We start from the raw sequence: 14573 nt of genomic DNA on the forward strand, positions 1-14573 counted from the left end.
GTGTTCGGCCCCGCCTCTCAGCCAAGCTCGAAGGTGATCTGCCTCGGCCGCGACTACCCGGATGGCGGGATCGTCGGCCCGCATTGTCACGCACGCGCGCAGTTGATCTACGCGATGGCCGGGGTGATGGAAATCCGCGCGGCGGGCAGTCTCTGGATCGTACCGCCGCAGCGGGCCCTGTGGGTCTCAGCCGGCGTCGAGCACGCCATGCGCGCCCGCGGCGCCGTTTCGCTTCGGACCTTCTACGTCGCCGACCATGCCGTGCCGGCCGACCTGCCGAACGTGCCGACCGGTCTCGCGGTGACACCGCTCCTGCGCGAACTGATCCTGCGGGCGATCCGCGATGGCCGGGCGGACGATCGGGGCGGGCGGCAAGGCCGCCTGTTCGATGTCCTGCTCGATGAGGTCGCCGCGCTCCCGCGATGCCCGTTCTGCCTGGCGATGCCGGACGACCCGCGGCTCCGGCGTGTCTGCGACGCGATCCTGGCGCGTCCCGGCGACCGGCGGGACATGGCGGCCTTCGCCCGGGATGCCGGGGCCTCGCCGAGAACACTGGCGCGGCTGGCGGAACGAGAGCTGATGGTCCCGTTCTCAGTCTGGCGTCAGCAGGCCCGCGTCCTGGCCGCGTTGCCGATGCTGGTTGGAGGCGGATCGGTCGCCGAAACCGCGGCCGCGCTGGGCTACGAGACGCCCAGCGCCTTTGCGGCCATGTTCCGCCGGATCATCGGTGCAGCCCCGGCCGCCTATCGGACCCAGGGCGCGGATCCCGCCGCTGCCTTTGGACGAGCTGTACCGACCCGCAAGGCGAGCCGATCCGGTTGACGCGAGCTCCCGATGCGTCCACGTTTGTACCAATCGGTACAAACCGTGAGGATACGCTGATGTCGGACCGCCCGCCATTTCCACCTTTCACCGCGGAGACCGCCGCCCAAAAGGCCCGCATGGCCGAGGATGCCTGGAACGGGCGGGATCCAGAGCGGGTCTCGCTCGCCTACACGCCGGACAGCGTGTGGCGGAACCGAAGCGAGTTCCTGTCGGGGCGCGCGGCGATCGTGGCGTTCCTCCAGCGCAAGTGGGCGCACGAACGCGAATACCGGCTGATCAAGGAGCTCTGGACCTGCGGCGGCGACCGGATCGCCGTGCGCTTCGCGTACGAGTGGCACGACGCGGGCGGGCAATGGTACCGCTCGTACGGCAACGAGAACTGGGAGTTCGACGCGCACGGGCTGATGCGCCGCCGGATCGCCAGCATCAACGATCTGGCGATCGCCGCCGCCGACCGGAAGTTCCATTGGCCGCTGGGCCGGCGCCCCGACGATCATCCGGGCCTGAGCGACCTGGGCCTCTAGGCACGGTGACGGTGCGCAGCGAGATTCTGCCGGCGCTCGCGGAGGTCTTTCGTGAGCACGGCTACGCGGGCGCCAGCCTCGCGCTGATCGGCAAGGCCACCGGCCTGGGCAAAGGCAGCCTGTACCACCTCTTCCCGGGCGGGAAGGCCGAGATGGCAGCCTGCGTGCTCGCGGAGATCGACGCGTGGTTCGAGGCCAACGTATACCGGCCGCTGCGCGAGGCCGACCGGCCCGAGACCGCGATCTGGGAGATGTTCGCGTCGGTCCAAACCTATTTCCGGTCGGGGCAGCGGGTCTGCCTCGTCGGCGTCCTGGCCCTCGGCAGCGGCCGTGAGCTGTTCGCCGAGGCGGTGCGGAGCTACTTCGCCCGCTGGGTCGCCGCCCTCGCCGACGCATTGTTGCGTGCAGGGCACGATGCGGAAGCCAGCACGGCGCTGGCCGAGGACGTCGTCGCGCAGATCCAGGGGGCGATCGTGCTCGCGCGGGCGCTCGACGAGCCGGCGGTCTTCACCCGCGCGCTGGCCGCGCTGCGGTCGCGGATCGCGACCGCAGCGGGCTGAGGCGTCGTCTCAGGCGGCGGTGCGGCTCTCGACCATCCGGGCCAGGAAGGCGCTGCCGATCGGGATAACCGAGTCGTCGAAATTGTAGCTGGCATTGTGCAGGCCCGGACCGGGGTTCGAGCCGAGCCAGACATACGCGGCCGGCACAGCCTGGGCCATGTCGGCAAAATCCTCGCTGCCCATCTTCGGGGCCGCATCCGCCTCGACATTGTCGGGTCCGAAGAGTTCGGTCGCCACCGCAGTCGCGGCGGCCGCCTGCTCGGGTGCGTTCTCCAGAACGGAGAACATGTCGTGGATATCGACCTTGATCTCGGCGCCGTACGCGGCGGCGAAGCCCGCGGCCAGCTCGCGCATGCGAGTTCCGGCGAGCGCGCGCAGTTCCCGATCGAAGGTGCGGATCGTGCCGGCCAGCTGCGCCGTCTCCGGGATGACGTTGTAGGCCGAGCCGGCCGAGATCCGGGTGATCGACAGCACGATCGACTTCAGCGGGTCGGCGTTGCGCGAGACGATCGACTGGAGCGCCTGGGCGAGCCCCGTGGCGATCACGATCGGGTCGATGCCGCCTTGCGGATGGGCGGCGTGCGCCCCCCGGCCACGGATGTTGATGTCGAAGAAGTCGGCCGCCGCCATGAGCGGCCCGGGGCGCAGCTTGATCCGCCCGTGGCCGCCGCCCGGCTGGTTGTGCAGGCCGTAGATCTCGTCGCACGGGAAGCGCTCGAACAGCCCGTCCTTCAGCATCGCCCGGGCGCCGCCGCGGCCCTCCTCGGCGGGCTGGAACACGAACACGGCCGTGCCGTCGAAGTCGCGGGTCTCGGCGAGGTAGCGCGCCGCGCCGACCAGCATCGTCGTGTGGCCGTCATGACCGCAGGCGTGCATCTTGCCCGTGTAGGTCGAGCGATAGGGGAGGTTGGTCTCCTCCTCGATCGGCAGGGCGTCCATGTCGGCGCGCAGGCCGATCCGGCGGCCGTTATCGGTGCGGCCCTTCAGGAGCCCGACCACGCCGGTGCCGCCGACGCCGCGATGCACCTCGCAGCCGTACTGCTCCAGGAGATCGGCGACGATGCCGGCCGTGCGTACCTCCTCGAAGCCCAGCTCCGGGTGGGCGTGCAGGTCGCGGCGCAGGGCCGTCAGCTCGTCGGCATAGGTCTTGATGTGGTCGATCGGGCTCATGTGCTCGGGCTCTCGGGGGACGAAGGCGTGGACCGGGCCTCAGCGTCGCCGACGGCGTCCGCCTCGGTGCGCCGGAACGGCGTGAGCGTGTCGAGGACGTCGACCGCCTCGGCGACGTGGGCGCGCTCCCGCTGCAAATAATCGGCCACCGCCCGGCGGAAGGCCGGGTCGGCGATGTCGTGGGCGGAGTGCATCAGCACCGGCCTGTAGCCGCGGGCCAGCTTGTGCTCCCCCTGCGCCCCGGCCTCGACCCGCTTAAGCCCGCGGCGGATCGCGAAGTCGATCGCCTGATAGTAGCAGATCTCGAAATGCAGGAACGGGTGGTCCTCGATGCAGCCCCAGTTGCGTCCGTACAGCGCCGTGTCGCCGATCAGGTTGATCGCGCCGGCGATGTAGGCGTCACCGCGGCGGGCCATGATCAGCAGAACCCGGTCGGCCATGCGCTCGGACAGGAGCGAGAAGAACCGGCGGTTGAGGTAGGGCCGCCCCCATTTGCGCGCGCCCGTATCCATGTAGAAGGCGTAGAACGCATCCCAATGGGCCTCGGTGATGTCGGCGCCGGTCAGGTGCTCGACGGTGATCCCGGGGGCTAGCGCGTCGCGACGCTCCTTGCGGATGGTCTTCCGTTTTCGGGATGCGAGCGCGTTGAGGAAATCGTCGAAGCTCGCGTAGCCGGCATTCTCCCAGTGGAACTGCTGGTCGGTGCGCTGCAGGAAGCCAGCGGCTCCGGCCCGCTCCCACTCGGCCTCGCGCATGAAGGTGACGTGGATCGACGACGCCTTGGTCTCGGCCCGGAGCGCCCGCAGGCCGGCGACCAGCCCGGCGGTCGCCTCGTCCGGATCGGCGCCCGGGGCGATCAGGAAACGCGGGCCGCTCACGGGGGTGAACGGCACGCTGACCTGCAGCTTCGGATAATAGGCGCCGCCGACCCGCTCGTAGGCATCGGCCCAGCCGTGATCGAACACGTACTCGCCCTGGCTGTGCGACTTCAGATAGCAAGGCGCCACCCCGAGCAGCGTACCTTCGCGCTCCACCGCCACGTGGAGCGGCAGCCAGCCGGTCTTGCGCGCGACGCAGCCGGATTCCTCCAGCGCCGACAGGAAGGCGTGCGAGACGAACGGGTTGTGAGTCTCGTCGCCCGCCGCCAAGGTCTCGGAGGAGAACGCGCAGGCATCCCAGGCCGCGGCGCCGATCTCCTTCAAGCCGGTCATCGCCCGCACGGTGAGCGAGGAGGTCTCCGGCGCCGGCCCGGGTGTTTGCTTCATTCGCCCAATCTAGCCGGGGCGGGCAGCCGGGCAAGCGGGCGGATGCGCGCGGCTGCCCGGCGGACTTGTCAGATGGACGACGGCGTCACACCGTCGGGCGGCAAAACCGAAAGGCCCGCATCGATCACGGGACGAAACCCTCGAACACCATCTGGTCCGCGTGCGCGCCCGCGCGGATGCGCTGGTCCTCGGTCCGCACCGTCCAGGCCATCACCGGGATGCGGCTGAGGAGCCGGCACAGGTAGGTCGGCGCGCAGGGGAGGTCGTCGACCCGCCAGGACAGGAAGTCGGGCCGCGACTCCGAAAAGTGCAGCAGGTTGGACAGGGCCCGGCGCGTCGCCCAGGGGAGGGCGGCATAGGCAGGGTCGTCCTGGGTGGTCTCGGCCACGATCCCACGGGGCATTGCGGGCGGGCAGAGATCCCGCAAGGCGGCCACCACCTGCGGGTCGAAGGACTTCATCGCCACGGGGCCGCCCGAAGCCACGGCGATCTCCGCCGCACGGGTCGCCAGCCGCAGGTCTCCATCGTAGCGGGACTTGACCTCGATCACGACCGGGACCGCCCCAGCCACCGCCGCCAGGAAGGCCGACAGGGTCGGGATCGTCTCGGCGGTCCCGCCGACAACGAGCGCCCCGAGTTCGGCCGCCGATTTGGTCCCGATCGCCTCGCTCGCCCCGGTCAGCCGGCCCAGCGCCGCGTCGTGGAACACCATCGCCTCGCCATCGGCGCTCAGTTGAACGTCGCATTCGATGGCAAAGCCCCCCGCCACCGCCGCACGGGCAGCAGCCAGGGTGTTCTCCGGCCGACCCGCCGCCCGGTCGTGCAACCCGCGATGGGCGATCGGCCGCGCGGTGAGCCAGTCGGTCGCCGCCACGCTCAGCGGACCTCGAAGATCGCCTCGACCTCGACCGCGGCGTCGAGGGGCAATTCGGCGACGCCGACCGTCGAGCGGGCATGGCGTCCGCTGTCGCCCAGCAGCTCGACCATCAGGTCGGAGGCGCCGTTCATCACCCCGGCGACCGCGGAGAAGCCCGGGGCCGCATTGATGAAGCCGCCCAGCCGCACGCATTGCTCCAGGGCCCGGTCGAGGTCACCCACCGCAGCCTCGAGCTGAGCCAGGACGTTGAGGGCGCAGAGCCGAGCCGCCGCCTTGCCGGCCTCGGCCGAGACGTTGCCGCCGACCTTGCCCTTGTGCTCGGGGGCGATGGTCCCGTCCGCGCCGAAGCAGACCTGGCCGGAGATGACCACGAGGTTGCCGGTGCGCACGAACGGCACGTAGTTGGCCACCGGTGCCGCCGCCTTCGGCAAGGTGAGGCCCAGGTTCTCCAGACGGTCCTTGATCGTGCTCATGGGATTCTTCCGCGCCAACTCGAATCTGCGGCAGCAGGAGCATGTCCGCACCCTGCCGCGCAAGGGCATCGGCCGGGTGTCACACCGCTGAAATCCGATCCGCGCAAGCATCGCGCAGAGCTGCCGCGCACCCTGAACCGACGTCGCAACGTTGACAGGAGCCGGACGTTTCATAGTAATCGCGCGCGTGCCGCCCATAACGAGGCGGCACTTTCATTTGGAGCCGGCACAATGCTTGCTCCGGTGCCTTGAGAGACGGAGACGGGATCCGTGACGTCAGCCCTTCTGCCGACCTACGTCCGCGCGCCGCTCGCTTTCGAGCGCGGCGAGGGCGCCTGGCTCGTGACGGAGGCCGGGGAGCGATATCTCGATTTCGGCGCCGGCATCGCGGTCAACGGCCTCGGCCACGCCCATCCGCACCTTGTCGGCGCGCTCACCGAGCAGGCCAGCCGGATCTGGCATACGTCGAACCTGTTCGAGATCCCGGGCGGCGAGCGCTTCGGGCGGCGCCTCGTGGACGCGACCTTTGCGGACGTGGCGTTCTTCTGCAACTCGGGGGCGGAGGCCAACGAGGCGGCGATCAAGATCGCCCGGAAGTATCACGCGGCCGGCGGCAATCCGGAGCGCTACCGGATCGTCACCTTCGCGGGCGCCTTCCACGGCCGGACCCTGGCGACCCTCGCGGCCGGCGGCCAGCAGAAATACATCGAGGGGTTCGGCCCCAAGGTCGAAGGCTTCGATCAGGTCCCGGCCGGCGACTTCGCGGCTCTGGAGGCCGTGATCGGCGAGGAGACGGCCGCCCTGATGATCGAGCCGATCCAGGGCGAGGGCGGCGTGCGGGTGATCCCGCATGCGGAGCTGCGCCGCCTGCGCGAGATCTGCGACGCGCACGGCCTGCTGCTGATCATGGACGAGGTCCAGACTGGTGTCGGGCGCACCGGCAAGCTGTTTGCGCACGAATGGTCCGGCATCACCCCGGACATCATGAGCGTGGCCAAGGGCATCGGCGGCGGCTTCCCGATGGGCGCCTGTCTCGCCACCCGCGAGGCAGCCCGCGGCATGACTGCCGGCAGCCACGGCACCACCTTCGGCGGCAACCCGCTCGCCATGGCGGTCGGCAACGCCGTTCTCGACGTGGTGCTGGCGGATGGGTTCCTCGACCGCGTCGCCCATGCCGGGCTGCTGCTCAAGCAGAAGCTGGCCGCCCTGCGCGACCGCCACCCGCACGTATTCCAAGAGGTCCGAGGCGAGGGACTGATGCTCGGCCTCAAGCTCGGCGTGCCGAACACGGATTTTGCCGCCGCCGCCCGGGCCGCACACCTTCTGGTTATCCCGGCGGGCGACAACATCGTCCGCCTGCTGCCACCGCTGATCGTCGGCGACAGCGAGATCGACGAGGCGGTCCGGCGGTTGGACGAGGCCGCCTCCTCCTTCGCAGCTCTGCGCGGGGCGGCCGAATAGCAGGCCGATCCCGCTTCTACGAATCACCGCCCAGCGCCGCGTTCCGGTGCCGGGTGGTGCGAAGCATTTTCGGGCACGGTCGATCCCGCCGTGCGTGACGAGAATGCCCCTCACCAGGAGATAGAGTGTCGTTCATGATCAGGTGATCGTGGAGCAGGCTCTAGCGAACGTGACGCGATGAAAGCCCAGATTGACGGCCGGGCGCGTGCCCCAGTCCCGCACCTGAACGGTGCCGGCCCCCGCCACTTCCTCGACCTCAAGGACTTCTCCGGAGCGCAGCTGCGCGGGGTGCTCGACGCGAGCGCCGCCATCAAGGCGCGCCGCCGCAAGGGTGAGCGCGCCGCCGAGCGCCCCCTGGTCGGCAAGACCCTCGCGATGGTGTTCGACCGGCCCTCGACCCGGACGCGCGTCTCGTTCGACGTGGCGATGCGTGAACTCGGCGGTGAGACCCTGATGCTGACCGGCTCCGAGATGCAGCTCGGCCGGGGCGAGACCATCGGCGACACCGCCCAGGTCCTGTCGCGCTTCGTGGACGCGATCATGATCCGCATCCTCGACCACGGCCAGATGCTGGAACTGGCCGAGCACGCGACCGTGCCGGTGATCAACGCGCTGACCAAGGTCTCGCATCCGTGCCAGATCATGGCCGACGTGATGACCTTCGAGGAGCATCGCGGGCCGATCAAGGGCCGCACGGTGGCGTGGTCGGGTGATTCGAACAACGTCCTGGCGAGTTGGGTCCACGCGGCCGCGCGGCTCGATTTCCGTCTCAACATCGCCAGCCCGCCCGAGCTCGCCCCCCCGCCCGGCCTGATCGCCTGGGCGAAGCGCGAAGGCGCGACGGTCAATGTCGGCACCGACGCCTTCGCGGCCGTGGCCGGCGCCGACGCCGTGGTGACGGATTGCTGGGTCTCGATGGGCGACGACGACGAAGGCCACCGCCACAACCTGCTGAACCCCTATCAGGTGAACGCCAAGCTGATGGCGACCGCCAACCCGGACGCGATCTTCATGCACTGCCTGCCGGCCCACCGCGGCGAGGAAGTCACGGCCGAGATCATGGATGGGCCGCGCTCCGTGGTGTTCGACGAGGCCGAGAACCGCCTGCACGCGCAGAAGGGGATCCTGGCCTGGTGCCTGGGCGCGGAGACGCCCTGAACGCAGGCTCGCGCACCGCACCGGTCCCGATTTTCGAGGCGGGGCGGTCGCGAATGTCGGAATGCCGCCCCATATACGGGTGAGCGGGCGGCTTTCGCGGCCCGCCTCCCCATCACGGCTGCCGGACGGCAGCATCCCGGCGACGGATGTGGCGCGATGCGCCCCTTCTCCCGTGCCGGCGCGGGCGGGGTGAGGGAACAGATCGCTCCAGACGGGTCCACTTCCTCACGCCATTCCCCTCCCTGCGGGAGCGGGACCCGCGCCCCGGCCTGTCGGAGCGGCCGTCGCGGGCGCCGAATGGATCGATCGGAGCGGGCATGACCTCAGGAACAGAGTCGCAATCCCAGGTGCAGGCGGTCGGCAACGGCCATGACGGCGCGGACGATGCCGAACTGCCCTTTGCCGTGGAAGCCCTCGACGTACGCGGGCGGCTGGTCCGGCTCGGCCCCTCGGTGGATACGATCCTGCGCCGTCACGGCTACCCGGATGCCGTCGCCCGGCTTCTGGGCGAGGCCGCCGCCCTGACCGTGCTGCTGGGCTCGTCGCTCAAGTTCGAGGGCCGCTTCCAGCTCCAGACCAAGACCGACGGTCCGGTGGCGATGATCGTCGTCGACTTCGAGGCGCCCGATCGCCTGCGCGCCACCGCGCGGTTCGACGCCGACCGGGTCGCCGCCCTGGGCGAGCGCCCGCTGAAGGACGCCGACCTGATCGGTGCGGGCCACCTCGCCATGACCATCGACCAGGGCTCCGCGTCCAGCCGCTACCAGGGCGTCGTCGCCCTCGAAGGCCAGAGCCTGGAGGAGGCTGCGCACCAGTATTTCCGGCAGTCCGAGCAGATCCCGACCCAGGTGCGCCTCGCGGTCGCCGAGGCGGTGGAGGAGGGGGCTGCCCGGTGGCGGGCCGGCGGCCTGATCGTGCAGTTCCTGCCTCAGTCGATCGACCGCGCCCGCCTCGCCGATCTGCCGCCGGGCGACATCCCGGAGGGGCATACGCATCTGTCCGGTCAAGCTGTCGAGGACGATGCTTGGGTCGAGGCGCGTTCTCTCGTCGGCACGGTCGAGGACCACGAGCTGGTCGATCCGAACGTGTCCAGCGAGCGCCTGCTCTACCGGCTGTTCCACGAGCGCGGCGTGCGTGTGTTCGACCGTCAGCCGGTGCACGAGGCCTGCCGCTGCTCCCAGGAGCGCGTCATGGGCATGATCCGCTCGTTCTCGGCCCAGGAGCGGCGCGACATCATCGCGGATGACGGGCGCATCGTCATCACCTGCGAATTCTGCTCCCGCCGCTACGACCTCGACCCGCAGGAGGTCGAGGCCGAGATCGGCGCGCAATCGAACCAGTAGATACCCAGCCAGCAAGACCGATCTTCCGGTCTTGGCTACCTATAACGGTCAAGCTTCTCCGCGCGAAACGCTGACACCTCAGTATTCGATGCGCGAATTTTTAAGGATCCCGGACAGAACCGTTTTCGGACCTTCGACGTTGCGTGGCTGCTTCAATATCGGAGGAGACGCCATGCGAACGTTGTCGATCGGGTTGGCCGCGCTGCTGATCAGCACCTCGGCCTATGCGCAGCAGCCGGGCGGGGCCGATCGCGGCACCGGGATGGCCGGCCGGGCCGAAGCCGGCGGCTCGGAATCGAGCCTGCGGACCGGGTCCGACCGGACCGCGTCACAGGCCGCCGATCAGGCGGCAGCGGGACGCACCGGTGCGGAGAGCGGCCGGGCCGCGCAGGGTGGGAACGGCAACCGAGCTTCCGGTGACCGGGCAGCCCAGGATCGCGGGCGGGCCGAATCGGAAGCCGGTGCGCGCGGCGGCCGGGATGGTGGGCGGGGCGAGCGCGCCGAGATCCGGGGTGGGCGCAGCGAGAGCCGCACGGAGCGCCGGACCGATGTCCGGTCGGATCGAGTCGGAGGCGGCGTCCGCCGCGAGGGCCGGTTCGTGGTGATCGGCGGCCACCGGGTGGTCTACGGATCGCCCGAGTACCGCCGCCTGATCGTCACCGAGAATCGGGGGCCTCGGGTCCGGTACGTGGTGATCCGCGGGCAGCGCGTCCTCTATGGCTCGCCCGAGTACCGCCGCCTCGTCGGCGTCCGCGAGAGCCGGCCGCGGGAACGCTTCGTGACCATCCGGGGCCAGCGTGTCGTGTACGGCTCGCCCGAGTATCGCCGCCTAGTGTCGGTGCGCGAGGAGCGGTTCGTGACGATCCGCGGCCAGAGGGTGCGCTACGGCTCCGATGAATACCGTCGCTTGAGCGGCGGCGGCACGGTCAATGCCGGCTTCAGGGCCGAGACCCGCGCCGGCGTCCGCACGGACCGTCGCGATCAACGCGACGGCGCCCGCAATACTGACGGCGGCGACAGGGATCGGACGGCCAATCGCCAGGGCCGGGACGACGGCACGCGTAGCGGCGACATGCGGGGCGGCCGACAGGACGGCATCCGCAATGCCTCCGAGCGCGGCGACCAGCAGGGTGGCGCGCGGCCGGCCAACAACGACGGTGGCCGGATGGGCAACACCGAGCGCGGCGGCATGAATGCCGGTGGCGCTCAAGGTGGCGCAGCGCAGGGAGCCGGAAGGGTCGGCCGCGAGCCCGGCGCCGGCCGCAACTAAGCAGAGGTCCGGGAGGGGTCCGCGCGGCCCCTCCCGCATCCGCCGCGGGATCAGACTTTCAGCACCGGTTCGGCGATGTCGCCGCTGCCGCGGTTCTTGAGATAATCCGGCTGGAACAGGCACATCCGCACGGCGTCGCGATAGCGTCCGTTCACGAAGAACTCGTCCTTGAGTACGCCTTCGGGATGGAAGCCGCAGCGCTCGTAGATGCGCACGGCCCGGGCATTGTCCCGGTCCACGTGCAGGTACAGCTTGTGGATGTTGAGCACGCTGAACGCGTAATCCATGGCGATCCGGGTCGCCTGCCAGGCATAGCCACGGCCCTGGAAGCTGGGGTGGATCGCGATCTGGAACTCGCAGCGCCGGTGCAGGTGGTTGATCTCCACGAGCTCGATCAGCCCCGCCGGTTCGCCGCTCGGATCGGCCACGATGAAGCGGCGCTCGGTCTGGTTGTGGATGTTGCGCTCGTAGAGCTGCTGCAGCTCGGCGAAGGACTCGTAGGCCTCCTCGAACCAGTAGCGCATGATGCTGTCGTTGTTGTTCAGCTGGTGGACGAAGCGCAGGTCCTCGCGTTCCAGCGGGCGCAGCTTGATGGTGATGCCGATCAGCGCGTTCATGACGCACAAGCCTCGATCAGGGCCCTCAGGAACCGCTCGCCCTTGCCGAGCGCGTCGAGGGTGATGAACTCGTCGGGTTGGTGGGCCTGGGCGATGTCGCCGGGGCCGCAGACGACGGTCGCGATCCCGGCCTGCTGGAAGCGACCGGCCTCCGTGGCGTAGGGCACCGCGATGGTGCGGTTGCGCCCCGCGAGCCGCAGGCACAGCCGTTCGGCCTCTGAGCCTGGATCTGGTGCGAGCCCAGGAATGTCGACCTCCTCGAGCGTCTCGATTCGCCCGTACTCACCGTAGCGGTTCAGACGCTCGCGCGTCACCCGCTCGACCACCTCGCCGAACAGGCGCGGAACCTCGGCCGGGTCGAGGTCCGGCAGGCCGCGGTATTCCCAGAGGAAGCGGCACTCCTTGGCGAGGATGTTGCGCGCCGTGCCACCGTGGATCGTCCCGACATGGACCGTGGTGGCGGCCGGATCGAAGCGCCCGGAGGCGTCGCCGCGCTCGATCATCAGGTCGGCGATCCGATTCAGGCCGGCGACCAGCTCGCAAGCCGCCGCGACCGCGTTCGCCCCCAGCGCCGGCCGTGCCGAATGGGCCTCGTGGCCGTGTACGGTGGTCAGGCAGGTGACGATGCTCTTGTGCGCGTCCGCGACCTCCATGCCGGTCGGCTCCCCGACGATCACGGCGCCGGGCCGCGGGAGGTCGGCACCGAACCGCGTGATCGCATCCAACGAGCCGAGGCAGGTGGTCTCCTCGTCGTAGGACAGCAGGATGTGGATCGGCCGCGTGAGGCAGGCGGCCAGCATGTCGGGCACCAGCGCCAGCGCCAGGGCGTCGAAGGCCTTCATGTCGACGGCGCCACGCCCGTAGGCCCGCCCGTCGGCGACGCGCAGGGTGAACGGGTCGCCGGTCCAGGCCTGGCCCGCCACCGGGACCACGTCGGTATGGCCGGAGAGCACGACGCCGCCGTCGACCATCGGGCCGATCGTGGCGAACAGGGCGGCCTTGTCGCCGGCCGCGTTCGGCAGGCGCAGATAACGGACACCCCAACCGTCGAGATAGGCGCAGACGGAATCGATCAGGGCGAGGTTTGGTTTGTCGCTCTCGGTATCGAACGACACGAGGCGAGCGAGCATGTCGAGCGGGCTGAGCCGCTCGCCGATCCCAGACATAGGTCCCTCCGGAGCGAGACCCCGGAGCCGGGACCTCAGTGCAGGCTGCGGCGGACGTGCGGGCTGTCGAGGGAGAAGGCGGGAATCTCGGCCTCGAAGCTCTCGCCGGCCACCGTCGCCATGGTGTAGCTGCCGGCCATCAGGCCATCGGGCGTGTTGAGCGGGCAGCCGCTCGTGTAGCAGAAGGACTCGCCGGGCTCTAGCACCGGCTGCTTGCCGACCACGCCCGTGCCTCGCACTTCCTGGCAGGCCCCGTGCCCGTCGATGATGCGCCAGTGCCGGGAGCGCAGCTGCACCTGCTCGCTGCCGGTGTTCACGATCTCGACCGTATAGGCGAAGAAGTAACGACTTTCATTCGGCGAGGATTCCTCCTCGACGAAGCGGGGCTCAACGGTCACACGAATTCCCCGCGTCTCGGCCTTGTACATCGCCCTATTAGGCCCTTCTTCGAACGGTGCGATTCGATGAAGACGAATTGAACGCGCTTCACTGGCGGTGGTAGTGGCCAGTGAAATCGGCGTCAATTGCGGCGGACTACCTCGCGCGGATGATGCCGCAGCCTCGTCCGAGGGGGGTCGAGTCCCGCGCCGCGCGTATCGTACCATCCGGATTAAGCCGGCATTAGCCAGTCCGGGCGGAGAACGTTGGGGATCGCGGATCCACCCGGAGGCGCGCGAAGGAGTCGAGGCGCGATGAACGCGGGCGCAGGCCAGGATGCCGCCGATTCGCAGGCCGCCGATCCGGGCGTCGAGATCCGTGGCGGCATCCTGCCGGCCGAGGCGATCGCGGCGCTGGCGCAGGCGGGCGGCATCCGCACCGCCGCCGCCTTCGCGCCGGACCAGATCCAGCCGGCGAGCCTCGACCTGCGCCTCGGTGCGACGGCCTACCGGGTCCGCACCAGCTTCCTGCCGGGGGCGGCCCGGACGGTCCAGGCCTGCGTCGACCGCCTGTCGCTGCACACGATCGACCTGCGCCCCGGCGCTGTGCTGGAGACGGGCTGCGTCTACATCGCGGAACTGCAGGAGGGCCTGGCGCTCCCCGCCGACCTGGCGGCGGCCGCGAACCCAAAAAGTTCAACCGGCCGCATCGACGTGTTCACCCGGGTCATCACCGACCGGGGTGAGGCATTCGACCAGGTCGAGCCCGGCTATACCGGGCCGCTCTATGCCGAGATCTCGCCACGCACCTTCCCGGTGCTGGTCCGCACCGGATCGCGTCTGTCGCAGATCCGCTTCCGCCGTGGGGCGCCGCGGCTGACGGAGGCCGAACTCGGCCAGCTCCACCTGCGTTCACCGCTGGTCGATTGCGCTGCCCCGTCCTTCCAGGGCGGCGTCGCGGTCTCGGTGGACCTGTCCGGGTTCGATGGGCTGATCGGCTACCGGGCCAAGCGCCATACCGGGTTGGTGGACGTCGACGCCCCGGGCCGCCACCGGGCGGCGGATTTCTGGGAGCCGCTGCCGGCGGACGGCTCGGGCGCCCTGATCCTCGATCCCGGCCAGTTCTACATCCTGGCCTCCAAGGAATCGGTGCAGGTCCCCCCCGACCACGCCGCCGAGATGGTGCCGTTCGATCCGCTGGTCGGCGAGTTCCGGGTCCATTACGCCGGGTTCTTCGACCCGGGCTTCGGCCATGCCGGGGCCGGCGGGGCGGGTGCCCGCGCGGTGCTCGAAGTCCGCTCCCGAGACGTGCCGTTCCTGCTGGAGGACGGCCAGATCGTCGGACGGCTCGTCTACGAGCGGATGCTGGCCATCCCCGGCACGCTCTACGGCGCCGGGGCCGGATCGAACTACCAGGCCCAGGGGCTGAAGCTCTCGAAGCACTTCTTCCTGTAGCCCCGGCAGCCCGGACCCCGCGCGGGAGCGAT

Annotated in this window: 15 protein-coding genes; 8 read left to right on the plus strand and 7 right to left on the minus strand. The window is 70.1% G+C overall.

Annotated features, from left to right (window positions below):
* Genes FV242_RS06425 through FV242_RS06435 form a run of 3 tightly spaced genes read left to right on the plus strand, consistent with a single transcriptional unit; the run spans window position 1 to window position 1909 of the window.
* The gene (locus tag FV242_RS06425; RefSeq protein WP_210248924.1) at window positions 1-822 is read left to right on the plus strand and encodes a helix-turn-helix domain-containing protein; all 822 of its coding nucleotides are present in this window, start codon (window positions 1-3) and stop codon (window positions 820-822) included.
* 59 nt (window positions 823-881) lie between these two features.
* On the plus strand, window positions 882-1349 hold the full coding sequence (locus FV242_RS06430) for a nuclear transport factor 2 family protein (RefSeq protein ID WP_147938348.1): 468 nt from the start codon (window positions 882-884) through the stop codon (window positions 1347-1349).
* Window positions 1350-1354: 5 nt separating this feature from the next.
* Window positions 1355-1909 carry a TetR/AcrR family transcriptional regulator gene (locus FV242_RS06435; protein ID WP_147938349.1) on the plus strand — a complete coding sequence of 185 codons (555 nt, stop codon included), beginning with the start codon at window positions 1355-1357 and terminating at the stop codon, window positions 1907-1909.
* A gap of 9 nt (window positions 1910-1918) precedes the next feature.
* Here the strand turns inward: FV242_RS06435 and FV242_RS06440 are convergent, their stop codons facing one another.
* The 4 genes from FV242_RS06440 to FV242_RS06455 form a co-directional block, all read right to left on the minus strand.
* The gene (locus FV242_RS06440) at window positions 1919-3079 is read right to left on the minus strand and encodes a M20 aminoacylase family protein (RefSeq protein ID WP_147938350.1); all 1161 of its coding nucleotides are present in this window, start codon (window positions 3077-3079) and stop codon (window positions 1919-1921) included.
* Window positions 3076-4344: a GNAT family N-acetyltransferase gene (locus FV242_RS06445; protein WP_147938351.1), complete on the minus strand. Its 1269-nt coding sequence runs from the start codon at window positions 4342-4344 to the stop codon at window positions 3076-3078. The genes FV242_RS06440 and FV242_RS06445 overlap by 4 nt, the downstream gene beginning before the upstream one ends.
* A gap of 124 nt (window positions 4345-4468) precedes the next feature.
* Window positions 4469-5218, minus strand: a complete 750-nt coding sequence (locus FV242_RS06450) for a glycerophosphodiester phosphodiesterase family protein (protein WP_147938352.1) — start codon at window positions 5216-5218, stop codon at window positions 4469-4471.
* Between the two features lie 2 nt (window positions 5219-5220).
* Entirely contained in the window at window positions 5221-5694 is a 474-nt protein-coding gene (locus tag FV242_RS06455) for a RidA family protein (protein WP_147938353.1), read from the minus strand.
* A gap of 270 nt (window positions 5695-5964) precedes the next feature.
* Here FV242_RS06455 and FV242_RS06460 point away from each other — a divergent pair, with 270 nt between their 5' ends.
* The 4 genes from FV242_RS06460 (at window position 5965) to FV242_RS06475 (ending at window position 10926) form a co-directional block, all read left to right on the plus strand.
* On the plus strand, window positions 5965-7155 hold the full coding sequence (locus FV242_RS06460) for an aspartate aminotransferase family protein (RefSeq protein ID WP_147938354.1): 1191 nt from the start codon (window positions 5965-5967) through the stop codon (window positions 7153-7155).
* A 177-nt stretch (window positions 7156-7332) separates the two neighbouring features.
* Complete coding sequence (gene argF, locus FV242_RS06465) at window positions 7333-8313, plus strand: ornithine carbamoyltransferase (protein ID WP_147938355.1); 981 nt, start codon at window positions 7333-7335, stop codon at window positions 8311-8313.
* 317 nt (window positions 8314-8630) lie between these two features.
* Entirely contained in the window at window positions 8631-9656 is a 1026-nt protein-coding gene (locus tag FV242_RS06470; protein ID WP_147938356.1) for an Hsp33 family molecular chaperone, read from the plus strand.
* Between the two features lie 172 nt (window positions 9657-9828).
* On the plus strand, window positions 9829-10926 hold the full coding sequence (locus FV242_RS06475) for a hypothetical protein (RefSeq protein WP_147938357.1): 1098 nt from the start codon (window positions 9829-9831) through the stop codon (window positions 10924-10926).
* A 50-nt stretch (window positions 10927-10976) separates the two neighbouring features.
* Here FV242_RS06475 and speG read toward each other — a convergent pair whose 3' ends face one another.
* Genes speG through apaG form a run of 3 tightly spaced genes read right to left on the minus strand, consistent with a single transcriptional unit; the run spans window position 10977 to window position 13137 of the window.
* Entirely contained in the window at window positions 10977-11543 is a 567-nt protein-coding gene (gene speG, locus FV242_RS06480; protein WP_147908816.1) for a spermidine N1-acetyltransferase, read from the minus strand.
* On the minus strand, window positions 11540-12709 hold the full coding sequence (gene argE, locus FV242_RS06485; protein WP_147938358.1) for an acetylornithine deacetylase: 1170 nt from the start codon (window positions 12707-12709) through the stop codon (window positions 11540-11542). The genes speG and argE overlap by 4 nt, the downstream gene beginning before the upstream one ends.
* A 35-nt stretch (window positions 12710-12744) precedes the next feature.
* Window positions 12745-13137 (minus strand): Co2+/Mg2+ efflux protein ApaG, encoded by a 393-nt coding sequence (gene apaG / locus FV242_RS06490; RefSeq protein ID WP_147908818.1) that lies wholly within the window; start codon window positions 13135-13137, stop codon window positions 12745-12747.
* A 264-nt stretch (window positions 13138-13401) separates the two neighbouring features.
* Between apaG and FV242_RS06495 the strand changes: the two genes are divergently transcribed.
* On the plus strand, window positions 13402-14541 hold the full coding sequence (locus FV242_RS06495) for a 2'-deoxycytidine 5'-triphosphate deaminase (RefSeq protein WP_147938359.1): 1140 nt from the start codon (window positions 13402-13404) through the stop codon (window positions 14539-14541).
* The last annotated feature ends 32 nt before the right edge of the window (window positions 14542-14573 follow it).

The organism is Methylobacterium sp. WL64 (assembly GCF_008039945.1).
Taxonomy (GTDB): domain Bacteria; phylum Pseudomonadota; class Alphaproteobacteria; order Rhizobiales; family Beijerinckiaceae; genus Methylobacterium.